General features: G+C 31.2%; 21 protein-coding genes. 7 read left to right on the plus strand and 14 right to left on the minus strand.

Annotation, left to right across the window (positions count from 1 at the left end; translation table 11 throughout):
• Positions 1-87 precede the first annotated feature (87 nt).
• The 7 genes from DIS18_RS06790 to DIS18_RS06820 all read right to left on the minus strand — a co-directional run bounded on the left by DIS18_RS06790 (position 88) and on the right by DIS18_RS06820 (position 7,680).
• Positions 88-588 (minus strand): OmpH/Skp family outer membrane protein, encoded by a 501-nt coding sequence (locus tag DIS18_RS06790; protein ID WP_109352241.1) that lies wholly within the window; start codon positions 586-588, stop codon positions 88-90.
• 30 nt (positions 589-618) lie between these two features.
• Positions 619-1,614 carry an OmpH family outer membrane protein gene (locus DIS18_RS06795; protein ID WP_109352242.1) on the minus strand — a complete coding sequence of 332 codons (996 nt, stop codon included), beginning with the start codon at positions 1,612-1,614 and terminating at the stop codon, positions 619-621.
• A 173-nt stretch (positions 1,615-1,787) separates the two neighbouring features.
• Positions 1,788-4,451 (minus strand): BamA/OMP85 family outer membrane protein, encoded by a 2,664-nt coding sequence (locus DIS18_RS06800; protein ID WP_109352243.1) that lies wholly within the window; start codon positions 4,449-4,451, stop codon positions 1,788-1,790.
• Positions 4,384-5,124, minus strand: a complete 741-nt coding sequence (locus DIS18_RS06805; protein ID WP_109352244.1) for an undecaprenyl pyrophosphate synthase — start codon at positions 5,122-5,124, stop codon at positions 4,384-4,386. The genes DIS18_RS06800 and DIS18_RS06805 overlap by 68 nt, the downstream gene beginning before the upstream one ends.
• A 1-nt stretch (position 5,125) precedes the next feature.
• The gene (gene porG, locus DIS18_RS06810) at positions 5,126-5,812 is read right to left on the minus strand and encodes a type IX secretion system protein PorG (RefSeq protein WP_109352245.1); all 687 of its coding nucleotides are present in this window, start codon (positions 5,810-5,812) and stop codon (positions 5,126-5,128) included.
• Between the two features lie 317 nt (positions 5,813-6,129).
• A complete protein-coding gene (locus DIS18_RS06815; RefSeq protein ID WP_109352246.1) occupies positions 6,130-7,017 on the minus strand; it encodes an NAD kinase in 888 nt (295 codons plus the stop codon).
• A gap of 3 nt (positions 7,018-7,020) precedes the next feature.
• Entirely contained in the window at positions 7,021-7,680 is a 660-nt protein-coding gene (locus DIS18_RS06820; RefSeq protein ID WP_109352247.1) for a CBS domain-containing protein, read from the minus strand.
• A gap of 181 nt (positions 7,681-7,861) precedes the next feature.
• On the opposite strand from DIS18_RS06820, the gene DIS18_RS06825 reads away from it, so the two are divergent.
• The 6 genes from DIS18_RS06825 to clpX all read left to right on the plus strand — a co-directional run bounded on the left by DIS18_RS06825 (position 7,862) and on the right by clpX (position 13,309).
• On the plus strand, positions 7,862-8,575 hold the full coding sequence (locus DIS18_RS06825; protein WP_109352248.1) for a pyridoxine 5'-phosphate synthase: 714 nt from the start codon (positions 7,862-7,864) through the stop codon (positions 8,573-8,575).
• Positions 8,575-9,342, plus strand: coding sequence for an alpha/beta fold hydrolase (locus DIS18_RS06830; RefSeq protein WP_109352249.1), 768 nt, complete (start codon positions 8,575-8,577; stop codon positions 9,340-9,342). The genes DIS18_RS06825 and DIS18_RS06830 overlap by 1 nt, the downstream gene beginning before the upstream one ends.
• Positions 9,343-9,357: 15 nt before the next feature.
• Positions 9,358-9,705 carry a phage holin family protein gene (locus tag DIS18_RS06835; protein WP_109352250.1) on the plus strand — a complete coding sequence of 116 codons (348 nt, stop codon included), beginning with the start codon at positions 9,358-9,360 and terminating at the stop codon, positions 9,703-9,705.
• A gap of 151 nt (positions 9,706-9,856) precedes the next feature.
• Positions 9,857-11,185: a trigger factor gene (tig, locus tag DIS18_RS06840; protein ID WP_109352615.1), complete on the plus strand. Its 1,329-nt coding sequence runs from the start codon at positions 9,857-9,859 to the stop codon at positions 11,183-11,185.
• Positions 11,186-11,330: 145 nt separating this feature from the next.
• On the plus strand, positions 11,331-12,005 hold the full coding sequence (clpP, locus tag DIS18_RS06845; RefSeq protein WP_109352251.1) for an ATP-dependent Clp endopeptidase proteolytic subunit ClpP: 675 nt from the start codon (positions 11,331-11,333) through the stop codon (positions 12,003-12,005).
• A 71-nt stretch (positions 12,006-12,076) separates the two neighbouring features.
• Positions 12,077-13,309 (plus strand): ATP-dependent Clp protease ATP-binding subunit ClpX, encoded by a 1,233-nt coding sequence (gene clpX / locus DIS18_RS06850; protein ID WP_109352252.1) that lies wholly within the window; start codon positions 12,077-12,079, stop codon positions 13,307-13,309.
• Between the two features lie 226 nt (positions 13,310-13,535).
• Here the strand turns inward: clpX and DIS18_RS06855 are convergent, their stop codons facing one another.
• From DIS18_RS06855 to DIS18_RS06870, 4 genes are all read right to left on the minus strand, one after another.
• The gene (locus tag DIS18_RS06855; RefSeq protein ID WP_109352253.1) at positions 13,536-14,510 is read right to left on the minus strand and encodes a stage II sporulation protein M; all 975 of its coding nucleotides are present in this window, start codon (positions 14,508-14,510) and stop codon (positions 13,536-13,538) included.
• A 164-nt stretch (positions 14,511-14,674) separates the two neighbouring features.
• On the minus strand, positions 14,675-15,517 hold the full coding sequence (locus tag DIS18_RS06860; protein WP_109352254.1) for a phosphatase PAP2 family protein: 843 nt from the start codon (positions 15,515-15,517) through the stop codon (positions 14,675-14,677).
• 314 nt (positions 15,518-15,831) lie between these two features.
• Entirely contained in the window at positions 15,832-17,451 is a 1,620-nt protein-coding gene (locus DIS18_RS06865; protein ID WP_109352255.1) for an OmpA family protein, read from the minus strand.
• Positions 17,452-17,577: 126 nt separating this feature from the next.
• Positions 17,578-19,092: a GH3 auxin-responsive promoter family protein gene (locus tag DIS18_RS06870; protein WP_109352256.1), complete on the minus strand. Its 1,515-nt coding sequence runs from the start codon at positions 19,090-19,092 to the stop codon at positions 17,578-17,580.
• Positions 19,093-19,134: 42 nt separating this feature from the next.
• Here DIS18_RS06870 and DIS18_RS06875 point away from each other — a divergent pair, with 42 nt between their 5' ends.
• Positions 19,135-19,929 carry a DUF2797 domain-containing protein gene (locus DIS18_RS06875; RefSeq protein ID WP_109352257.1) on the plus strand — a complete coding sequence of 265 codons (795 nt, stop codon included), beginning with the start codon at positions 19,135-19,137 and terminating at the stop codon, positions 19,927-19,929.
• Here DIS18_RS06875 and DIS18_RS06880 read toward each other — a convergent pair.
• The 3 genes from DIS18_RS06880 to DIS18_RS06890 all read right to left on the minus strand — a co-directional run bounded on the left by DIS18_RS06880 (position 19,926) and on the right by DIS18_RS06890 (position 23,580).
• The gene (locus DIS18_RS06880) at positions 19,926-20,549 is read right to left on the minus strand and encodes a LysE family transporter (protein ID WP_181363994.1); all 624 of its coding nucleotides are present in this window, start codon (positions 20,547-20,549) and stop codon (positions 19,926-19,928) included. The genes DIS18_RS06875 and DIS18_RS06880 overlap by 4 nt on opposite strands.
• A gap of 93 nt (positions 20,550-20,642) precedes the next feature.
• Positions 20,643-20,837 (minus strand): 30S ribosomal protein S21, encoded by a 195-nt coding sequence (rpsU, locus tag DIS18_RS06885; protein ID WP_019387676.1) that lies wholly within the window; start codon positions 20,835-20,837, stop codon positions 20,643-20,645.
• A gap of 73 nt (positions 20,838-20,910) precedes the next feature.
• Complete coding sequence (locus DIS18_RS06890; RefSeq protein ID WP_109352259.1) at positions 20,911-23,580, minus strand: AsmA-like C-terminal region-containing protein; 2,670 nt, start codon at positions 23,578-23,580, stop codon at positions 20,911-20,913.
• Between the last annotated feature and the right edge of the window lie 76 nt (positions 23,581-23,656).

The following is a 23,656-nucleotide window of genomic DNA, read 5'->3' on the forward strand; positions in this document are numbered from 1 at the left end:
CACAATGTAGCTTTTAAATTGATTTTATAAAAATAAAAAAGCTGCCTTAAAAAAGACAGCTTTAAATATTTTAATGTAATTTTTTTATTAGATGCCTAATTGAGCTTTTACATCAGCTAAAATATCAGTTCCGTTAGCAACAATTAAAGTTGCTCTGTCTAAAACATACTCGTAACCTTTAGCTTTTGCTACTTCATTTATAGCATTCATTGCTGCTTCTTGAATTGGCTTAAATAATTCAGCTTCTTTTGCAGCTAAATCTTTTTGAGCATCAGCTCTAAATTGTTGAATACGTTGTTGTTTTTCTTGTAACTCAACCATTCTTTTTTGATTTTCTTCTGCTGTTTTTGTACTAGCTTCAGCATCATATTGTTTTACTGTATTTTGATATTCAGTAATTGAAGCTTCAATATCTGTTTGGTACGTTTTACCAAGTGCTTCAATATCAGCTTGAGCTTTTTTAGCTGCTGGCATTGCTGCAATTAATTCTTGTGTATTTATATGTGCAACTTTACTTTGTGCTTGTGTAAAGCTTACTGTTGCAATACATAGTACAGTTGCTAATAAGAGAGTTTTAAATTGTTTCATTTTAAATTGTATTAAGTGTGTTATAAATTATTAATTGTTTTTGTTTATACTGTCTTTCGCCTTTTGACGATCTTCTAAAATTTTCTTTTTCCTATCTTCTAAGGCCTTTTTTCTTGCGGCTCTTTCAGCTAATTTTTTTTGTCTGTTTTCTTCAATCAGTTGCGCTTTTGTTTTTGTTTCACCTTCAACTTTAGTTTCTGTTGGCTCTGAAGTGTTATCTTCACTTTTAGCTGCATCTGTTGTTTTATTTCTTTCGTCTAATTTGGCTTGTTTAGCCTTTTCTCTGTCTTCTATTATTTTTGCACGTCTTGCTTCTGCTTCTTTTTTCTTTGCTTCTCGTGCTGCTAAAATTTCTGCTCTACGTTTTTCAACGGCACTTTCTCTTGCTGCTTTCTTTTCTTCTAAAGCTTTTTCTCTAGCTTCTTGTTCTTCATTTATTTCTGGAAGTAACTCTTCCTCTTTTGCTGCTTTACGCTCAGCTTTTGTGCTAGCTTGTTTTCTTTTTGATGACCTTGTGATACTCCTCAATATTTGCTCACTAATATCTAGTGATTTATTAGAGTAAAGCATGGTAGTTTCTGTCTTGTCTAAAATAAGATCATACTTTCTACCTTCTGCCATATCTTGAACTGCTGCAAATATTTGATCTTGTATAGGCTGCATTAGTTGCTTCTTTTGGATAAATAAATCTCCATTTGGCCCAAAACGTTTTTGCTGATAATCTAGAATTTCGTTTTCTTCAAAAGTGATATCCTCTTCACGCTCATCAATTAACTCCTTTGTTAAAAGCGGTTTTTCATTATTTAAATCTTGTCGCTTTTGTTCAATAGCTGTTAGTTTAGATTGAATCTCATTTTTCCATTTTTGAGCTTTATCTTCTAACTGTGTAGTGGCTTCTTGATATTCAGGAACATTCTCTAAAATATATTCGGTATCAATGTAAGCAATTCTAACACCACGTTGAGCGTGCGAATAGAAACTTAGCATGAAAACTAGTGTCAATAAAAAAAGAACGTTATTCTTCATCTGTTTAATATTTTATAATTTATGACTCATAAATTCTAAAAACGACAGATGATTTTTTCTGCCTTTTTGAATTGTATCTTCAAAATTAACGAATTTTAATCTTAAAAATTTCAATTCTTGTGCAAATCATCAATGTGTTATTAGAAAATATCGTGCCAAAGTATTTTTTTTATCTAAAACTGTTGTCCAATTATGAAGTGTGTTTCCCAACCATGTTTAACAGTTTCTCCTGGTAAAGGATCAAAACCATGACCAAAATCAATACCTAATAAACCAAAGGCAGGCATAAAAATACGAATACCTAAACCTGCAGAACGATTAATATTGAATGGATTAAAATCTCTAAAACTTTCATAAGATGAACCACCTTCAATAAAACCTAAAGCATAAATTTTTGCTGAAGCTTTTAAAGTGATTGGATAACGAAGTTCTAAAGAAAATTTATTGTAAATACTTGAACCATCTTGTGAGGCTCTACCAGTAGTTTCGTCTAAGTGTGTAAGTGATTGATTAGGATAACCACGTAATTGAATAACTTCTCTACCATCTAAAGAGAAATTACCTAAACCATCACCACCCAAATAAAAACGTTCAAAAGGGATAACACCTCTAGCATTATTATATGCGCCTAAGAAACCAAATTCAATTTTAGGTCTTAAAACCAAGTTTTTTGTAATTTCGGTATACCACTCTCCAGAAAATTTTACCTTATAAAATTCTAACCAACTAAATCTTTGTTGGTCAGCATTTGCTAATTCTTCACTTTCTTCTTGTGTCCTCAACTGTCTTGGAATAGCATTGATTCTGTCGCTAATTTCTTTTAAAGGTTTGTAGTCAACACCATTTACTAATGAATATGGAAAAGAAAACTTAGCTGTAATTCCGAAATTAGAACCTCCAGTAGGGAAGATTGGATCTACACTTGTATTATTTCTACTTAAACCAAATGTGTATGATAAATTATTTGAGAATCCATCACCAAAATTAAATAAGCCCGTATTGTAATTGTTTAAATCATAACGTTGGTAACTTATAGCCTGAGATAAGGTAAAATAATCATCAGGAACAGATAATCGTTTTGCTAAACCAAACGTAATTCCAGTAATATTGAAACTTCTACTTTTATCAGCATTACGAGTAAGAGGGTTAAATAAAAACTGTTTTGTGTGTGATAAAGATGTTGAAAATTGTACTGGACGTTTTCCTCCTAGCCAAGGCTCAGAGAACGAAAAGCTATATGTTTGGAAAAAACGACTAGCTTGTAAGCGTAATGAAAGTTTTTGACCATCACCCATTGGAATAGGCTTATATGCTTCTTTATTAAATATATTTTTAATAGAGAAGTTATTAAAAGACAAACCTAGTGTACCAATGAATCCACCACCACCATAACCACCTTGAAGTTCAATTTGACTTGATCCAGTTTCTTTAACTGAATACTCCATGTCAATAGTTCCTTCAACAGGATTTGGATTATTAAAGTTAGGCGATATTTCTTGAGCATCAAAGAAACCTAATTGACCAAGTTCTCTAACAGTACGTACTACGTTTGCTTTACTATAGAGTTGTCCTGGTCTAGTACGAAGCTCTCTGTAAATAACGTGATCGTTTGTTTTATCATTTCCAACTACAGATACGGTGTTGAAATAAGCAGGTTTTCCTTCAGATATTCTAACTTCAATATCAATTATGTTATTATCAGCACTAACTTCTACTGGGTTAATACTTGAAAATAAATAGCCATTGTTTTGATATTGGTTTGTAATATCAACAGCATCAGGTTTAGTGTCATCAGCAATACGTTTTTGCAATAAAATACCATTATATGTATCTCCTTTTCTAATACGTAAAAGTCTACTTAATTGATCATTAGTATAAACTGTATTACCAATAAATTTTATATCTCCAAAAGTATATGGTTCTCCTTCATTTACACCTATAATTAATGAGATGGTTTTATCATCATTATAAATTACGCTGTCTGATAGTATTCGGGCATCTCTATAACCATTTTCTTTATATGCATCTACAACATGTCCTAAATCTGCTTGGTAAGCAGAATCTATGAATTTAGAACGTTTAAGTATTCTAATACGGTTTATTTTCTTGGTGCCTTTCATACTTTTTCTAAGCTTTTTATCACTCAGAACAGTATTTCCCTCGAAGGTTATGTCTTTAATTTTTACTTTTTCGCCTTTATCTATATTAAGAACCATATTAACCCTTGCAGCATCTATAGAATCTTGTACTTCAATAGTATTAATATGTACTTTGGTATTTAAAAAGCCTTGTTTCTTATATTTTTTAGTAAGAAAGTTTTTGGTAGTAGTTATTAAGTTTTCAGTAACCTTAGTACCTTTCTTTAATTTATTATCATTAATTATTCCTTCTTTCTTCCCTTTCTTTACACCGTTAATTTTAAGCTCGTTAAGTTGAGGTAAGTCAGCTAGTTTTATTTGTAAATGCGCCACATTACCTTCTATTTTGGTAACATAAACTTCAATATCACTAAACAATTTTGAGTTCCAGAGTTTTTTAATAGCATTACCAATATCTTCACCAGGTATTGTTATTTCTTTTCCTTTTCTTAATCCAGAATAGGTAATGATAGTTTGCTCGCTAAATGCAGTATTACCAGCAACTGATATTTCTGCTAAAGTGTATTTTTTGCCTTTACTAAAATCTGAATTTTGAGCATTAATATTTAGGCAACCAACAAAAAACAATATGGTTAGGCAATATTTTAAAAATGTAGATGTAGATGTATTTTTAACTAAGTTGTTCACTTGTTTTCCCAAATCGTCGTTCTCTTTTTTGATATTCAATAATAGCTTCATACAAATGTTGCTTGGTAAAATCAGGCCATAAAACACTTGTAAAGTATAATTCGGCATAAGCAATTTGCCATAGTAAAAAATTGCTTATCCGTTGTTCCCCACTGGTTCTAATAAGCAAATCTACATCTGGTAAATTTTGCGTGTAAAGATGCTCATTTATAATTGATTCTTCAATATTTTCGGGCGAAATTATATTATTTTTAACTTTAATACTAATTTCTTTAACAGTGTTTATGATTTCCTCTCTTGAACCATAGCTTAGTGCAAGGGTTAAAGTCATTCTTGAATTGTTCTTTGTGCTTTCTATGACCTCAAAAAGCTCTTTGTAAACTTTTTTTGGTAATGTATTTAAAGACCCAATTGCAGCTAATTTTATGTTGTTATCTTGAAGTGTTTTTATTTCTTTTTTTAATGAAGAAACTAAAAGTTTCATTAATGTTTGTACTTCTAGTTTAGGTCTGTTCCAATTTTCAGTTGAAAATGCATAGAGTGTTAAATTTTCTATACCTAATTCAGCACAAGCCTCAACAGTTTGTCGTACAGATTTAGTGCCATTCTCATGTCCAAAAGCACGTAGCATCCCTTTTTGTTTTGCCCAACGCCCATTACCATCCATGATAATGGCAATGTGTTTTGGTAATCTATCCGTAAGAATACTATTTTTTAAATCCATTTTATTCAACGCAATAGCACGGGTTTTCTCCAAAGGTATATGTTAATGTAATGCCCGAAAACACATACCAATCATTATTGTTTATATTTCCAAAACGTAGTGGTTGCAGTGATTCTCTTTCTGGGACACTTCCATCTAACTCATCTGAAAACGTATATCGTGCACCTATTTCGAAGCCTAAGATAAAGTTTTCCATGAAATTAGTTTTAAAACCTAACGTCATAGGTATACCGTAAGCCCAACTTGATGTGTTTTCTGGCGTTTGTACGTCGTTGGCAAAATAATGATTATCGTGATAAGCCACTGTTATACCTGTATGTAAGTAAGGTGTTCCTAATTTTTCGCCTGTATGTAAATTAAAATCAAGAAACGTAAATTCCATACCCAACGAAAACTCTGTTATTTTACTAGAAAACTCGTAGCCTCTTTGTATGCGTCTTGGATCGTCTGAATTAGCATCAATACCTTCTAGTTCACTAAATATTAGTGATGCTCTGTAAGAATGTCTTTTACTTCTGTTCCATCTATAAAGGCCACCAATGGCTAATTGATTTGGTGAAATATAATCTGTAGCACCAACATCTCCAATAAAATTACTACCACCTAAATAAACGCCTATTTCGTTAATTTGAGCAGTGCTTAATTGAAAGCTTAAAATGCTTAATATCAATATGGTTAAATGCCTCATAAATATTCAAAAGTTTGCAAATATAATAAATAAGATTTCTCAAAAGTAGTTTGAGCTGAATTGTATTAGTGTAAAACAGAAATTCTTTCGAAATATTGTTGGTTTGAGCTTACAAAACATACATTAATGCTTTGTTTATGATAAGGTTTTGCATATTTGCTCGCGTTAGGGATTGCAGTGGAAAGCCCACAGCCCAATCCCGATAGCTATCGGGAGTGGTGCGAGGACTTGTAGCGAAACATTTATGTTCATGAATTCAAAAATTTAAAATAAAAATGCATGAATAAAAGCCCGACCCTTGTGGTAACGCCCAAAAATTATTTATTACGCTTGTCTTCTCCCCAGAGCAACTTTTTTCTGAGGGTGTCTAAAAAACTTTCGTTTAGAAGATCAATCATTTTAATTTTGAAATTGGCTTTTTTGATTTTAATGATTGTACCATTATCTAAGGTAGCAATTCTGGAATCAAGTGATATAAGGTGTTGTTTTTCTCGTCCGTTTACACTAAGTTGAATCTCTGTGTTATCAGGAATCACAAGTGGACGTGCACTTAGATTATGTGGTGCGATTGGTGTTAGTACAAAACTATTTGCTCCAGGTGTAATTACAGGTCCACCACAACTTAATGAATAACCTGTAGAGCCTGTAGGTGTAGAAACGATTAGTCCATCGCTCCAGTACGAATTTAGAAATTCATCGTTTAGGTAGGTATCTATAGTAATCATTGCTGTGGTGTTTTTTCGGCTCACAGTAATTTCGTTTAACGCGAAATTCATTGATTCTATATCTTTATTTTTTGAAGATGTTTCTACAGTTAAAATGCTACGTTCTGATATTCTATATTTTCCGTCTATAATATCTTGAACAGCTTTTTCGATAGCATTTACTTGAATTGTGGCTAGAAAACCTAGTCTGCCTGTATTGATGCCAATGATTGGGATGCCTAAATCTTTTACAAACATAGTGGCTCTTAGAATGGTACCATCACCACCTATACTAACTAGAAAATCAAAACTACTATCTAACTCTGTGAAGGTTTTATAGTTGTGATAGTCTTTTATGTTGTGAGATTCTTGATCTATCAGTTTATGAAATTCAGTTTCAATATAGGCTTCAATATCCTGATTTTCAAGATATTTGAAAAGTGTTTCAACTGATTTTGGTGTTGTTGTATTATAATATCTTCCAAAAATGGCAACTTTCATGCGTTACATGTTTAAGTATTTTTTTAAATAATCTGATCGATCTTTTAAGCTTTCAATATAACTATCTTCTTCATGCCCAGATACGATGTTGTAACTGTATCTGCGGAACGTTTGGATGATTTCGTTTAGTCCCGTATTGCCAATTTTTAAAGTTACTTGAACTAAATCGGTATTCATTCTAGATACAAATGCTCCTAAAAGTTTTCCGTCATTGGATTCTACAATCTGACTTATCTCGCTAAATGTATAATCATTTATACCTTTTTCAACAACTAGAATACCACCTGGTTCTGAAAAAAATGGAGATTCGCTAAATAAACTAATAACATCGTTTAATTCATAATAGCCTAAATACCTGTTTTCTTCATTTAAAACGGGCATAATGTTGGTAGAATTAACAGCAAAAGCTTCTAATATGTCTAACCAAACGGTTTTGTTTCTAACAAAAAAATCTTCTAATGAATATAGATATTCACTTAAAGGGTTATCACTATCAAAACAATGCGCATCGGTTTCAGAAAAACACCCTAAATAGTCACCTTGTTCATTTTTAACAGGAATATGAGAAAATGTAAGTTGATTAAAAAGGTGTTGTAAATCACTTATTTTATTCTTGGTATCTAAGGGTTTTATGTCGTTTATTATAAGTTCTGAAAGTTTCATTTGTAGGTTCTATTTTATTAGTTCTGTCAAATGTTGTTCGTTTATTAATTTTTATAAATTCAAATTTAATTTATAGTTAAGTTCGATTCATTTGTTCAAATCTATAGAACTGCAAATTAATCAAAAAAATAGTACCAATGCCTGTTCTACTTTGTATTTTTGTCTTTTTAAAATCGATTGTATGACAAAGTTAAGTGTTAATATTAATAAGATTGCAACGTTAAGAAATTCAAGAGGCGGAGATGTACCTAATGTGGTTGAATTTGCTAAAGACGTACAACGTTTTGGTGCTGAAGGTGTAACAATTCATCCCAGACCAGATGAAAGGCATATTCGTTATCAAGATGCAAGAGATTTAAAATCTGAAGTCTACACTGAATTTAATATAGAAGGAAACCCAATAGAATCATTTGTAAACTTAGTTTTAGAAGTAAAACCTACGCAAGTTACTTTAGTTCCTGATGCTGTTGATGCTATAACAAGTAATGCCGGTTGGGATACTATTAAAAACAAAGATTTTTTGGTTGATGTTATAAAGGAATTTCAAAACAATGATATTAGAACGTCTATATTCGTTGATCCCGTTTTAGAGCAAATTGAAGGCGCAAAAGAAACGGGGACAGATAGGATTGAATTATACACTGAAGCATTTGCACATCAGTACAGTTTGGGAAATAAAGATGCTGTTAAACCGTATACAAAAAGTGCTGAATTAGCAAATAGTTTAGGTTTAGGCATAAATGCAGGACACGATTTATCTTTAGATAATATTAAGTATTTTAAAGATAATATTCCAGAGTTACTGGAGGTATCTATTGGACACGCATTGGTAGCTGAAAGCTTATATATGGGCGTTGAAAATGTTGTACAAATGTATTTACACAGACTGAAATAATGATATTACATTCAAATATTTTAGGTGAAGGAAAACCATTTGTGATTCTTCATGGCTTTTTAGGAATGAGTGATAATTGGAAAACACTTGGTAGTCAATTTAGTGAATATGGGTTTCAGGTTCATTTAGTAGATCAACGTAATCATGGACGAAGTTTTCATGATGCTGCTTTTAATTATGAAGTGTTGGCAGAAGATTTAAAGCTTTATTGTGACGAACATAGTTTGTCTGATATCGTTTTACTGGGGCATTCTATGGGTGGAAAAACTGCGATGTTATTTGCTACGGAATATCCAGAATTGGTTTCAAAATTGCTAGTAGCAGATATTTCACCACGGTTTTATCCAATTCATCATGATGACATTTTAAATGGATTGAGCGAATTAGATTTTGACACCATAAAGTCTAGAGGTGAAGCAGATAAAATATTAAGTAATTATGTGTCTGATGTTGGAACACGTATGTTTTTGCTTAAAAATTTATACTGGGTTGAAAAAGGGCAGCTAGGTTTGCGAATAAATTTAGAGGTTTTAAAAGATGAAGTTGCTGAAGTTGGTGAGGCTTTACCAAGTTATGTAGCATTTGAAAAAGAGACATTGTTTTTAAGAGGAGATCGTTCAGAATATATTGGTGTTGGAGATGAAGTCATAATTAAAAATCATTTTCCAAAGGCTGAAATTGTTACTATTTCTAATGCTGGACATTGGTTGCATGCTGAAAATCCGAAAGATTTTTTTGAAGCTGCTATTTCTTTTGTAAATTCATAATCAAAATATAAAACTATGAACTTAATTTTAAGACTATTATTAAATGCCGTAGCAGTTTTTGCATTAGCAAATATTCTAACAGGTGTAGATGTGGATGATTATGTATCTGCAATAATTGTAGCATTGGTATTATCTGTTTTAAATCTTTTTGTGAAACCACTTTTAGTTATTTTTACCTTACCAGTAACCATTCTTACTTTAGGTTTGTTTTTATTAGTAATTAATGGATTAATAATTATGCTAGCTGATAAATTTATTGATGGTTTTTCAGTGGATAATATTTGGTGGGCAATCTTATTTAGCATCCTGCTATCTATACTGCAATCACTTTTACAGTCGTTCTTAAAAACCGATAAAAAATAGATAATCGGCTATTGTAAATCAAGTAATTAAAAACTTTGTCAGGATGTAAAAATATATTATTTTTGCATCCCGATTTTGGTTACAAAAATTTAAGGTTTTTTAAAGAAACCTTTATTGTTAAATGCCTGATTTAAGGCTTTATATCATTAAAATGAATATTACAAGAGAAAACGTTGATGCATTAAATGCTGTAGTAAAAGTAGATATCGCTAAAGAAGACTATAGCGATAAAGTTGAAAAAATCTTAACTGATTACAGAAAAACAGCAAACATTCCTGGTTTTAGAAAAGGGCATGTGCCAATGGGAATGGTTAAAAAACAATACGGAAAAGCGGTATTAGTTGATGAAGTGAATAAACTTTTACAAGACGCTTTAAACAAATATCTAACTGAAGAAAAGCTTGATGTTCTTGGACAACCATTACCAAAAACTCAAGATGAGATTGATTGGAATGCAGATAAATTTTCTTTTGAATTTGAACTAGGTCTTGCACCAGAATTTGATGTTCAGTTAAAAAGTAAAAAAGCTATCACGCAGTACAATATTGTAGCTGATGATAAAATGATTGATGAGCAAATTGAGCGTATTCAAAAACAATATGGGAAATTAGTATCTCAAGATACTGTTGAAAAAGACAGCGAAATTACAGGAGCATATACCAACGAAGAAAAAGAAATTGACAACACAGTAACGTTAACTCTAGATAAGTTTAAAGGAAAAGCAACTGCAAAACAATTTATTGGTGCTAAAGCTGGAGATGTAATTACACTAAAAACTAAAGGTCTTTTTGATGATGAGCATGATTTAATGCATGCCTTAAAATTAGGTCATGATGATGTTCATGGTTTAGATATTGAAGTAAATTTCACCATTTCAGAAATCAACAAACGTGAATTGGCAGATTTAGACCAAGATCTATTTGATAAACTTTTTGGCCCAAAAGCAGTAACATCTGTAACTGAATTAAAAGCAAAAATAAAAGAAGATGCTGAAAAGCAATTTGTTCAACAAGCAGATCAAAAACTACTTAATGACGTTACTGAATATTTAGTAGAGAACACAAAGTTTGATTTACCTGCTGAATTTTTAACTAAGTGGATGCAAACTGCTGGTGAAAAAGAAATGGATGAGGCGCAAGCTAAAGAAGAATATGAAAAATCTGAAAAAAGCTTACGTTACCAATTAATTGAAGGTAAATTAATTGAAGAGAATAACGTTCAAGTAACTATGGACGATATTAAAAACCATGCAAGAGAGATGATAAAAGGTCAAATGGCTCAATTTGGTCAAATGAATCCTTCAGATAAAGAACTTGACGATATTGCCGCTAGAGTATTATCAAATCAAGATGAAGCTCGTAGAATTTCTGAGCAATTAATTAGCCAAAAACTGTTAGAAGTTTATAAAGAAAAAGCAAATCTTAAGGTTAAAGAATTGAGTTACGAAAAGTTTGTTAAAGAAGTTTACGGTGATAAATAAATAAAGAATAATTGTTTATCTTTAAGCGCTTAAATCAATCAGATTTAAGCGCTTTTTTTATTCAAAAAATACCTTAACATATACATTTTTAAACTCATCTTTATGTAAGTCAGGAGTTTAATAAAAAGAAAGACAATAAAAGATTATGGATTACGCAAAAGAATTTGAAAAATTCGCGATTAAAGATCAAGGAATAAGCAGTACTTACTACAACAAAATAATTAGTAGCATGTACCCTACCAATCTAACGCCAAATATAATAGAGGAGCGTCAAATGAATATTGCAGTTTTTGATGTGTTTTCTCGTTTAATGATGGATAGAATCATTTTTCTAGGAACAGGAATCAATGATCAAGTAGCTAATATTGTTCAAGCACAACTTTTATTTTTGGAGAGTACAGATGCTAATAAAGATATTCAAATCTATATCAATTCACCAGGAGGTAGTGTTTATGCAGGTTTAGGTATTTATGATACTATGCAATTTATCAAACCAGATGTAGCTACAATTTGTACAGGTATGGCAGCATCAATGGGTGCTGTACTATTGTGTGCAGGAGAGAAAGGTAAACGTAGTGGATTAACTCATTCTCGTGTTATGATTCACCAACCATTAGGAGGTGCTCAAGGACAAGCTAGTGATATTGAGATTACTGCAAGAGAAATTTTAATCCTAAAAGAAGAGCTTTACAAGATTATTAGTAAGCATTCAGGACAGGATTACGACAAAGTATACGAAGATAGTGATAGAGACTACTGGATGAAGGCTGATAAAGCTAAAGAATACGGTATGATTGACGAGATTTTGGCTCGCAAATAAATTATTTGTAATTTTAAAGAATTGTTATAGAGGGATTTATAATAACTCAACTCCCAAAATAAATAAGATTAATGGCAAAAGAAGAACTTGAATGTTCGTTTTGTGGTCGTAAAAAACCTGAAACAAACTTATTGATAGCAGGCTTAGATGCTCACATCTGCGACAGGTGTATAGAGCAAGCACATGGTATTGTGTTAGAAGAATCTAAGCAAAGTGATAGCAGTGATTTATCTGCGGAGTTGAAACTTCGTAAACCCCAACAAATAAAAGCTTTTCTTGATGAATACATTATAGGGCAAGGTGCAACTAAAAAAGTTATGTCTGTTGCTGTGTACAATCATTATAAGAGATTATTACAACCACCTTCTAAAGATGATATTGATATTCAAAAGAGTAATATCATCATGGTTGGTCAAACAGGAACTGGTAAAACATTAATGGCTAAAACCATTGCTAGAATGTTAAATGTACCTTTAGCAATTGTTGATGCAACCGTTCTAACTGAAGCTGGTTATGTAGGTGAAGATGTAGAAAGTATTCTAACGCGCTTGTTACAAGCTGCAGATTATAATCTTGAAAAAGCAGAAAAAGGAATCGTTTTTATTGATGAAATTGATAAAATTGCTCGTAAGAGTGATAACCCATCTATAACGCGTGATGTTTCTGGTGAAGGTGTGCAACAAGCCTTATTAAAACTTCTTGAAGGTACTGTTGTTAATGTGCCACCAAAAGGAGGGCGTAAACATCCAGACCAAAAATTTATAGAAGTTAATACAGAGAATATTTTATTCATAGCAGGTGGTGCTTTTGATGGTATAGAGCGTGTTATTTCTAAGCGTTTAAATATGCAAGCCGTTGGATATAGTGCATCTATGTCAGATGAGGTTGTAGATCAAGATCATTTGCTGCAGTATATTATACCAAAGGATTTAAAAGATTTTGGTCTAATCCCAGAAATTATTGGGCGTTTACCTGTCTTGACATATATGGATCCGTTAGATGCAGATACATTAAGAGCTATTTTAACAGAACCTAAAAATGCCATTATCAAACAATATCGAAAATTGTTTGAAATGGATGAAATAGATTTTACCATTACAGATGGAGCGTTAGGTTTTATTGTAAATAAAGCCATCGAGTACAAACTAGGAGCTAGAGGATTACGTTCTCTTTGCGAAGAAATTTTAACCGATGCCATGTTCGAGCTTCCAAGTAGCAATGATAAAAAACTGAATGTAACAAAGGCTTACGCAGAAGAAAAGTTAACCAAAACTACTTTAAAGAAACTTAAAGCGGTTTCATAAAATTTTAATAATTGTGGCGTTACCTATATCCTGAATTTAGTTCAGGACCTAGGTCGGGCTTTACACTATATCTTTTAAATAGAAAAAACTGCTTTTGGGCAGTTTTTTCTATTTAAAAGGATGTCGTTTCAATCCCTAACGCATGTGTTTGCTAACTTGTTTTTAAAATTGGAAGGTGTTTTATTTTTTGGAAAGGTTCGTTTAACGTTGTTGTGCGTTCGTTTTTTTACATTACTTCAATCAGTTTGTCAGTCCATTCATTAATCTGATTTTCGTCTTCTGCAATTTTATTGATTAAAATTGAATAATACTCTTCAAGTTCTACTGTTGTAAATATTAATTCTTCATTTTTATATTCCCATTTTCCATTGTTCATTTTAAGAAATTCAACTATCTCTGTCAAATGATTACTGTAATCAATATGCGACTTAATAAACGGTTTAAAGATTGGTTTTTGGATTGAATCTTTACTATTTATTCCTGACATAACTCCTTTGAGTGTTAGATTGCCTTTTGGAATATTTTTATTTAAGTCTGCAAGTAATAATTTCCTTTTCTCAAAATGGCTTTTGTATAATTCGGATTGTTTCTTATAATGTTTTAAGACTCCAATTTGATATTCAAACTCTGCTTGATTGTTTAAGACTGAATAATCCAAAATCCTTGGTTGAGCAACTGAATCAAAGGATTTTTGCCAATCTATCATAACAGAACTGTTAATAGAAGTAAATTTTTGAAGATTTTTATATACCTCTTGTTCATTTCCAGTACTATTTCTAATCATTTTGGATATTCCGTCATCTACATTAGAAATATGTTCTTGATAAGCAGAAATTCCGTCTTCTTCGTTATTTATTTTTTCTTTGTATTCAGAAACAGATTTTGTCATAGCATCAATACTATCAGTTTGTTCCTGGCTTTGGATTCCAATCTCTTTTATCATTCCAAAACACATAAGAACCAGAACTATGTTAAATGTGTAAGTTCCAGCATATGGTTTCTTTCCTTTGATTAGCCAAACTATAAAAGCAAGAAACAAAATTATTATCGCTGATGTCACTATTGAGCCAAAAAGATAGCCAAGACTAAATCCGTTTATTCCATCTCTTTTTAAAAAAATTAATGCTGAAATTCCGATTAAGATTAAAGATAAAATCCAATTAACTTTCGATAATCTAAATCCAATTTTCTTTTCTTCCATAGGGTTTGTTTAAATGACGCACAAATGATTCTCTGATAAAAAATCGTTTCAATGTTTTTTATCAAGAGTTAAACTAAGTTATCATTTTTTTCTGACAAAGTCAAGTAATACACTAAGTCAACTTTACCAATTCAAATCAGATTAAAACAATAAGAATATTTTAATTAAAAGCTAAGAGTAAGCCCAATTTGCCCTGGAGCAAAATTTAAATCCCAGCTTACTTTTTTGCTGTCGTTATTATATTTTTGACTGTATCTATAATCCAAATATTTATCAATAGACTCTACAATTAAAATACTCATTAATGTTCCAAATGCAACATCAGAAAGCCAATGCTTTCTAATTACAATTCTTGTAAAACCTGGAATCATACCAACAGTATAAATTCCAGCTTTTATCCAAGGATTCTTAAACTGTTTTGCAATAGCATAAGCATTAGTAAACGATAAAATGGTATGGCCTGAGAAAAAAGAATCATAACGTTTAACCTCTTTAAATAAAAAAGGGTCAAAACTATCTGCAGATTCTCCAGTTAGTGGTCTTGCTCTACCAATAAAACGAACGGTTAGTTGTTGCAATAATCCGCCAGTAATAGTAGAAGCCATCATTAAAACTCCAGTTCTACGAAGCCTTTCATCTTTAATAAATAAGCCAGTAAAATATACAGCTCCAGTAAGTCCGTAGTTGCCTTCTGGTCTTGTGTGTCTGTGTCCAAAGTCTAGAATACTGGTTGGTACTTTCCCTCTAATACCATCAGTCCAATCATCAAATTCATCATCTACAAAAGTTAGTAATGTTGTACCCGCAGCAACTCCTGCAAAGTTAAGCCATTGCTTTCCTTTCCAATGCAGAGGTCTACTATAGGAATGTCCAATACCTTTAAAAACACTACCCATGTCATATTTAAACGTTTGCCACGTTGTTAGATCTTCAAAAGATTTTGGAATAGTTTGACTATTTGTAAAAGTCGAGTAGAAAAATATAAATACTATGAGTATTCGTTTCATAAAAAAATAATTACTTCAAATATAAACCAAAAAGAATACTTTTTTTAATTTGATAGACATTGTAGCAGCTAATTTTAAGGCATAAAAAAACCACGCTATTTAGCGTGGTTTTTTATTTATATGGATATTAATTAATAATGGATATACTATTTAAAACTATTGTTCTTCTTTCAGAACTTTGATAAAAGTATACCTTATTACTAGTTAAGCAAAATCTCTTTATTGTGTTTTAGACTATAAGACGAAATACTCGTTTAAAAACTTTTTGTTTTGTAGCTCATCGATTTCGTTACACTTAATCGATGTAATTTACTTTAATCTACAATTACAAATTCTACACGTCTATTTGCTTGTAAGTCATCATCAGAACAATTGTTCTTACAATCAACCAATGGTTTAGATTCACCAAAACCTTTTGATACTAATCTATCTTTAGAGATACCATTTTTTATAATATACTTAACCGCTGATGCAGCACGTTTATCTGATAAGTTTAAGTTATAAGAATCTCTACCTTTATTATCTGTGTGCGCATTAATGGCAAGTTTCATCTCTGGGTGTTCTTTTAAAACTTTAATCACTTTGTTTAAAGAGATTGTCGATTCTTCTTTAACACTCCACTTATTAAAGTCGAAATAAATATTTTCTAAAACAATGCGCATTTCATCTTCAACTTTAGTAATCACAGGTGCAGTTGTAAGAAGCTCAATATCTTTTTTATAAGTGGTTTCACTTCCACTATTAGCAAAGAATTCTACTGAAGCATCTTTAAATCCATCTTTAGAAGTTGCAATTGTATAAGTTTCAAACGGAACAACATCTAAACTGTACGTTGCATGTTCATCAGTTAGTGTTCTAGCTATTTCAACACCATCTTCATCCTTCAAAATAACTACTGCGTTTGGTAATTTTATTTTAGTTTCTTTATCTAAGATTTGACCTTCTATAACTTGACTAATTTCGTCATTTGTTGCTGTATATATATCGTATCCACCTTTTCCATTTGGTCTGTTAGAAGAGACATAACCTTTATTCTTAGCTGCTAAAAAATAACCAATTTCATCATAAACGGTATTAATGGTATTACCCATATTTCTTACAGCTTTGAATCCAGAGTTAGATACTTTACTAGTAAAAAGATCATAACCACCCATATTTTGATGTCCTTTAGAAGCAAAGTAAAAATATTTGTCATCTAAAGAAAGTGCTGGGTATTTTTCGTCAAAAGCTGAATTAATAGCTTTTCCTAAATTTTTTGGTATTCCTACAGTACCATCAGCTTTAATGTCAGAAACATATAAATCAAAACCACCAACGGCATCAGAATAATTTGCAGAGAAATATAATTTAGTACCAGCATGATTTACAAATGGTGTTTCAATAGAAACATTATTTTTATTAATACTTAGCAACTCATTATTTATCCAATTACCATGTGAATCTTCTTCTAGTACAGCTTTATAAAGTTTGAATTCTAAAGAGTTTTCTTTACTGCTTCTTGTATAGTAAACTGTTTTTTCATCTGGAGAAAATGCTAATTGATCTTCACTAGAATTAGTGTTTAATATTCTACTAAATAATAAAGGAGAGCTTAACGCACCATTTCTATCTATATCTAAACAGAATAACTCTTTGTATGCTTCATTTGTATTAGGGTCAATTTTAGCAAAACCTCCTAATTTCTTAGAAGATACCATGATAAGCTTATCCTTAAAAAAGCCTGAGCCAATTTCAGAATAAAATGTATTTACACCAGCATCTAAAAGTTCAAAATCAAAACCATTAGCACTAATATCAACAGTTTTATTTGTTTTTAAAACAGAATTTGGACTTGTGCTATAAGAAAGGTTATTTGATGCTATTAAATTTGAAGGCCCTTGAGCTATTATAATATTGCTAATAAGGAACACTAGAAAACATAGTTTTGCTTTCATCTTTTTTGGTTTAGGATTAATTACCAGTAAAAGTAGTGTGTAAGTTGTTTTCTTTTGAATTTCTTAGACCAAATAACTTTAAAAATCGTTAACTCTCTGTTTTAGAGAGTATTCTGACAAAAATAATTAAGTATTTAATTTAAGTAAGTCATCTAAGTAATCACGTGTGTTAGATAGACGCGGTACTTTATGTTGCCCCCCCAATTTGTTATTTTGTTTTAACCAGTCATGAAAAAGATGTTCACGCGCTATATTGACCTTGGGTTTGTTTAGAGTAATATTATTATAGCGTTTGGCTTCATAATCAGAGTTTAATGATTTTAAAGCATTGTCAAACAGTTCATTAAAATAGTTGATGTCTTTAGGAGGTGTTTTAAATTCTATTAGCCATTCATGCGCTCCTTTTTCTTTACCCTTCATAAAAACAGGGGCTGCAGTAAAGTCTACTATTTCGGCTTTGGTACGTTTACAAACTTTTTTTAATGCATGTTCTGCATTTTCAATAATTAATTCTTCCCCAAATACATTAATATGATGCCTTGTCCTACCTGAAATTTTAATACGATACGGATTCAATGAAGTAAATCTAACAGTATCTCCAATTTTATAACGCCATAAACCGGCATTGGTAGTAATGATAACAGCATAGTTTTTATTGAGTTCAACTTCACTTAAAGGAATTGCAGCTTCATTTGAAGTTGCATAAACATCCATGGGTATAAACTCATAGAAAATCCCATAATCTAGCATTAACAATAATTCAGAAGAGTTGTTTTGATCTTGAATAGCAAAAAAACCTTCAGATGCATTATATGTTTCGTAATATCTAAAATTGGATTTAGGCAAGATTTTTTTGTACTGATCTACATAAGGTGTAAAACTAACCCCGCCATGAAAATAGGCTTCTAAATTTGGCCAAACATCATGTAAATTTTCTTTTCCTGTAGTTTCTAGAACATTATTAAGTAATACAAGCATCCATGATGGTACACCAGCTAAACTTGTAACATTTTCATTAATTGTTTCATCAACAATGGCTTGCATTTTATGCTCCCAATCACTCATTAAGGACACTTTACTACTTGGTGTACTACTGAATTCTGCCCAAAAAGGCATGTTGTCAATTAGGATAGCTGATAAATCTCCAAAAATAGTCCCGTTTTCTTTGTATAATTCTTTACTTCCGCCAAGGCGTAAACTTTTGCCTGTAAATAGCTGAGAATCTTCATTATTATTCAAATACATGCATAACAAATCTTTACTTGCCGCATAGTGGCAGTCTTCTAATGATTCTTCGCTTACTGGAATGAATTTACTTTTTGCGCTTGTTGTGCCACTTGATTTGGCAAACCATCTAATTGGTGTTGGCCAAAAAATATTGTTTTCACCTCTTCTGGAACGTTCAATGGTATCTTGCCAACCTTCGTAATTTTTAATAGGAACACGTTCAGCAAATGTTTTATAATCTTTAATTGAAGCAAAATCAAATTGCTTACCAACTTCAGTATGTTTAGCAAAATCTATCAAACTTAAAAGTAGTTCATTTTGCACCTCATTTGGGTATTTTAAAAACAATTCAATTTGATGAAATCGCTTTTTTAAAAACCAAGATGCAATAGAATTTACTAAGGGAATTGCCATATTTATTCTATCTTTAAGATTCTAAAAATAATACTTTTTTTTATGACCTACCAAGGTGTTTTAAGGAAAATGGAAACGGAGCTAGCAAGCCCAATTCAATATTACTTAGTTTTTGAAAATGATTTTTTAAACATAAATCAATTGATTGGTAAACAGATTACGATGCAATTTATTAAATACCAGTGTTTAAATTGTGGATTAGATAAACCCATATACAGGCAAGGTTTTGATAAACAGTGTTTTTATGAAACTGCCCGAGCAGGAGACTGGATTATGCGTCCAGAACTGAGTACAGCACACTTAGGTAAAGAAGATCGTGATTTAGAATATGAGAAGCGCGCGCAACTCCAACCGCATATCGTGTATTTGGCTAATTCTAGTAATGTAAAAGTAGGAGTAACAAGAAAAAGCCAAGTGCCAACGCGTTGGATAGACCAAGGTGCACACGAAGCTATTGAAATTGTTGAAGTTCCAAATAGATATTTAGCAGGAATTACAGAAGTTGCTTTAAAAGATTATGTGGCAGATAAAACCAACTGGAGAAAAATGCTAAAAAATGATATTGAGGATGAAAACCTTGTAGAGTGGCGAGAGAAATTAAAATCATATATTCCAGATGAGGCATTAGAATATTTTATTGAAAATAACACGGAAACCAATTTGGAATTCCCTGTAAATAAGTACCCAGAAAAACCGAAAAGTTTAAACATTAAAAAAGAGCAGTCTTACATCGGTAAATTGGTTGGTGTAAAAGGGCAGTATTTAATTTTTGAAGATGAAACTGTTTTTAATGTTCGTGCTAATGAAGGTTTGGTTGTGAATATTTCAGTAAGCTAAACGATGTAAAGTTTTGCGGCTTGAGCAAAACCAATAACAATTAACAAAACGCCAGTTACTTTATTAACTATTAAAGATATATCCTTTACTTTATTTTTTATAACAGCACTTAGTTTACTATAAAAATAGAGCGTTAACACTTTTCCTAAATATACTCCTAAGAAAAATAAAAACAACACAGAAGCTGAAGATTTTAAGGATAACATAATATCATTATTATGCAATACTCCAAAAGCAATTACCCAATAAATTAAAACAGGAGGGTTTACAATACCAAGTAAAAAACCAGTAGCATATTTTGATTGAGTTAGCTTTCTTGTTTTTGGTTTTGGTTCAGATTGTTTTTTAAAAAATAAATAAGAACCAACTAAAAAGAGAATACCCACAATTAGTAGTTGCACCCATAAATTATCATTAAAAAATTTTTGAATTACTTGATTGCAATCTAAAGCATAATAAGATAGTATCACTTCTGCAATACCAGCGGTAATAGCAATCTTGAAAGCTTGTTTAGCATTTTGTTTTAATGTGGTGTTAATTACTGCAATATTTGAAGCACCTAAAGGTAAAGCACTTAAAATAGATGCTATAACTCCAATAAAAAGATATACTAAAATCATAATGCTTTTGTAGTAAAGCATTGTAAAAGCTTACAAAAAAAAATCCCATTCACAAAAAGTAAATGGGATTCAATTTATAAGGTAATTAAAGATTTATATATCCTCTTGGTCTCTTAAATTTTGGATGTAAGCAGCTTTCTGTACTTCACGACGTCTTTTAACAGAAGGCTTAGTAAAAAACTGACCGTCTCTTAAATTTTGCATTACTTTAATGTTTCTATGCTTTCTTTTGTAGCGTTTTAAAGCTCTCTCGATGTTTTCACCATCTTTAACTATAATCTTTAACATATATACTTTATTATTTCGTTTTCAATATTTTCCTAAAAAGGGATGCAAAGTTGAGGTTTTTTATCAAAAAATCCTAATTTATAGTGTCTTGTTTCTTCTTTTTATTCCCTAAAAGTCCGCCTAATACATTTTTAACCGTTTCTTCTGTAGAATTAGTTTTGGTTGAATCGGTTGTTTTTTTATTACCAATGATGTCTTTAAGCACGTTTTCAACTGTATTATTTTGTTCTTTTTTAATAGAATCACTTTTTGTTTTATTATCGCCAATTACATCTCCAATTAAGTCTTTAACCTTGTCTTTGCCTTGGTTAAGCAGCTTTTGCTTTTGGATTTCTATAAGTTGATTCGTCAAGTTTTTAATACCGCTAGTTAAATCGGTTTTTACGTTCGGGCTTGTAAATAAACCGGTAATATTTGCAGTAATGGGTACGGTAATATTGTTTACTTCGTCATCGTTTATCTTACCTATAAGTTGGTTAACTTCGCTGCCTAAATATTTTGCAGGTACGTTAAAAACGGCATTGTAATCTATGGTTTTATCAAAACCATGCGACCCAGAAACTTCAATATCAATATCTTTATAACTAATATCATAAGGTTTAACAGCTACTTTTCCATCTGCAAATTCTAGCTTTGTTTTAAGGTCTTTTAAATTCAACTCAGAAAAATCTATGAAGTTTAATGAGCTTTCTAGTTTGCTTAAAAGGCCATCATTGGTGTTAATTTGTGTGGTTAATAATTCTGCTAATGCATTACCAGAAACCGAATTCATTACAGGTGAAAATTCTTCATCTAAACTTCCAGAAAGTTTAATATTGGTGTTAAGCTTTCCTTGTAATAATTTTGCAATAGGCGCTAAGTTTTGAAGCAATTCTAGATCTTTAAAAGACTTTGAAATATCAAAATCATTGGCGCCTAAATTCAAATTAAAAACAGGTGTTTTGTCTTTTGTAGACACATCTCCAGAAATAGTTAAAGCACCATCAAAAATGTTTGATTTCATATCTTGAAGTGTTGCTTTTTGGTCTTTTATATAAAGTTTTCCTGTTACGTTTTTTAAATTCAAGTTATCATAAACTACCGTTTTTGCATTGGCATTAATAGAGCAATCTAAAAACGCAGGGATTTTTAAAGATTCTGAACCACTAGTCGTTTTGTTTTCTGCCGAAGTTTCATCCTCAGTCATAAAATCACTCACTTTAAACAGGTTTGAGTTTACGTTAAAGTTTCCTTTTAAGGTATTGTCACTCAATAGAAATCCTAATAAATTATTTATAGTTCCGGTAGCGTCTAAATCGCTGTCACCAGTTTTTGCTTTAAAGTTATTTAGAGAAACTGTAACAGGATTAAACGTCAAATTAGCTTGAGAAATATGAATAGGATTCACAATATCTTCTGAAGAAAACACAAAATCAGAAATACTAGCTGAACCACTATTTTTAATGCGCTCATAAGCATTAGCTTCAATAGCATTCATATCAAAAGCCGTATTTATCTTTCCTTTTAAAATACCAGTTAGCGTATTTTCTAAATCTACAGGATATGCTTTTGTAATGTTGGCTAAATTTAAAACTCCATCAATATTGGCGTTAACCAACATGTTTTTGGTTATATTTTTTAAAGTAGCTGATGATTTAAAAACATCATCATCAATTTTAAAGTTTAGCGTTTTAATATCAATATAAGTATCATCAGTTTTACCAGTTTCATTTTTTATACGTGTGTCTATAGAAATATTGCTTACACGTTTTGGTAAATCAGGATATTTAAATGATGCATTATTAGAAGTAATACTAATATCAAGATTAGGAATAGTTTCGTCAGAACTCAATCCTTTTATCAACCCTTTTACTTTAAAATCTCCTGTGGTTTGAACATTTTCAATACTTTTTGAGTAATCTTTAGGTATAACAGCTAAGAAATTTTTAAAATCAGATTCTGGATTTTCAAAAGATATATCAATGTCTTGTCCGTTTTCAAGTTGTTGTACATAACCTTGAAATTCTAATGGTAAATCATTTATAAAACCTTTGTTTTCCTTGAATGTGTATTTGCTGTTGTTTAAATCTAAACCAATAAGAGCATCAAGTTTTACAGGGTTATTTGATAAATACTTTGTACTATCAAGAGTCATACTAACATTAGCTCTACTTTTTGTATCTAATTCTGAAGCTTCTGCTGAAAATGTACCGTGGCCTTCATGATTGAATTCAGTAAGGTGAATTAAAATATCCGAACCTTCATCTATATACGTTAATGCACTGTTTTTTATATTGTAATCTTCAATACTAAATGCGAAACTACCTGATTCGTTTTCCGCGGAAGCGTTAGTTTTATCTTCTTTAGTTATGTCGTAATTATTGTTGCCAAACTTATCGGTTTTCAACGTTAAAAGCACTTCATCCAAATTAATTGAGTTAACTACAATCGGGTCTTCATCTGCATTTTTGAATAACTCATTAATAGCCATGGTGAATGAAATATCCTTTGCTGTTGCGAAAGTTTCATCCTTAAAAGGTTCAAAATTGGTAATTACCAAATCGTTTACATTTACATGGGCTTGCGGAAAGCTTTTTATAAAACTCAAAGAAACATCGCTAAACTCTACTTGAGCATTTAAATTTTGATTGATAAAACGTTTTACCATATCCTTAATTTGCCCTTGGAAAGCAAATGGTATTGCTATTAAAAGTGCGATGATTATAAGTAAAGTAATTCCAATAATTTTAAATGCTTTTTTCATTGGTAAGCTGTATTAGATTTTCATTTGAGTGAGGTAAACCATATTCACTAAAGATATATACGCAAAAATGATGCTA

The sequence above is a fragment of the Algibacter marinivivus genome, from assembly GCF_003143755.1.
GTDB lineage: Bacteria > Bacteroidota > Bacteroidia > Flavobacteriales > Flavobacteriaceae > Algibacter_B > Algibacter_B marinivivus.

Excerpts from the sequence above, each read along its gene's own strand:
- DIS18_RS06860 (WP_109352254.1), bottom strand. The coding sequence starts at position 15,517 with ATGAAACGAATACTCATAGTATTTATATTTTTCTACTCGACTTTTACA.
- DIS18_RS06865 (WP_109352255.1), bottom strand. The coding sequence starts at position 17,451 with ATGAAAGCAAAACTATGTTTTCTAGTGTTCCTTATTAGCAATATTATA.
- DIS18_RS06835 (WP_109352250.1), top strand. The coding sequence starts at position 9,358 with ATGAACTTAATTTTAAGACTATTATTAAATGCCGTAGCAGTTTTTGCA.
- DIS18_RS06805 (WP_109352244.1), bottom strand. The coding sequence starts at position 5,124 with ATGGATTTAAAAAATAGTATTCTTACGGATAGATTACCAAAACACATT.
- DIS18_RS06830 (WP_109352249.1), top strand. The coding sequence starts at position 8,575 with ATGATATTACATTCAAATATTTTAGGTGAAGGAAAACCATTTGTGATT.
- DIS18_RS06825 (WP_109352248.1), top strand. The coding sequence starts at position 7,862 with ATGACAAAGTTAAGTGTTAATATTAATAAGATTGCAACGTTAAGAAAT.
- clpX (WP_109352252.1), top strand. The coding sequence starts at position 12,077 with ATGGCAAAAGAAGAACTTGAATGTTCGTTTTGTGGTCGTAAAAAACCT.
- porG (WP_109352245.1), bottom strand. The coding sequence starts at position 5,812 with ATGAGGCATTTAACCATATTGATATTAAGCATTTTAAGCTTTCAATTA.
- DIS18_RS06795 (WP_109352242.1), bottom strand. The coding sequence starts at position 1,614 with ATGAAGAATAACGTTCTTTTTTTATTGACACTAGTTTTCATGCTAAGT.
- DIS18_RS06870 (WP_109352256.1), bottom strand. The coding sequence starts at position 19,092 with ATGGCAATTCCCTTAGTAAATTCTATTGCATCTTGGTTTTTAAAAAAG.
- rpsU (WP_019387676.1), bottom strand. The coding sequence starts at position 20,837 with ATGTTAAAGATTATAGTTAAAGATGGTGAAAACATCGAGAGAGCTTTA.
- DIS18_RS06800 (WP_109352243.1), bottom strand. The coding sequence starts at position 4,451 with ATGAAGCTATTATTGAATATCAAAAAAGAGAACGACGATTTGGGAAAA.
- DIS18_RS06880 (WP_181363994.1), bottom strand. The coding sequence starts at position 20,549 with ATGATTTTAGTATATCTTTTTATTGGAGTTATAGCATCTATTTTAAGT.
- DIS18_RS06820 (WP_109352247.1), bottom strand. The coding sequence starts at position 7,680 with ATGAAACTTTCAGAACTTATAATAAACGACATAAAACCCTTAGATACC.
- DIS18_RS06875 (WP_109352257.1), top strand. The coding sequence starts at position 19,135 with ATGACCTACCAAGGTGTTTTAAGGAAAATGGAAACGGAGCTAGCAAGC.
- tig (WP_109352615.1), top strand. The coding sequence starts at position 9,857 with ATGAATATTACAAGAGAAAACGTTGATGCATTAAATGCTGTAGTAAAA.
- DIS18_RS06855 (WP_109352253.1), bottom strand. The coding sequence starts at position 14,510 with ATGGAAGAAAAGAAAATTGGATTTAGATTATCGAAAGTTAATTGGATT.
- DIS18_RS06790 (WP_109352241.1), bottom strand. The coding sequence starts at position 588 with ATGAAACAATTTAAAACTCTCTTATTAGCAACTGTACTATGTATTGCA.
- DIS18_RS06815 (WP_109352246.1), bottom strand. The coding sequence starts at position 7,017 with ATGAAAGTTGCCATTTTTGGAAGATATTATAATACAACAACACCAAAA.
- clpP (WP_109352251.1), top strand. The coding sequence starts at position 11,331 with ATGGATTACGCAAAAGAATTTGAAAAATTCGCGATTAAAGATCAAGGA.
- DIS18_RS06890 (WP_109352259.1), bottom strand. The coding sequence starts at position 23,580 with ATGAAAAAAGCATTTAAAATTATTGGAATTACTTTACTTATAATCATC.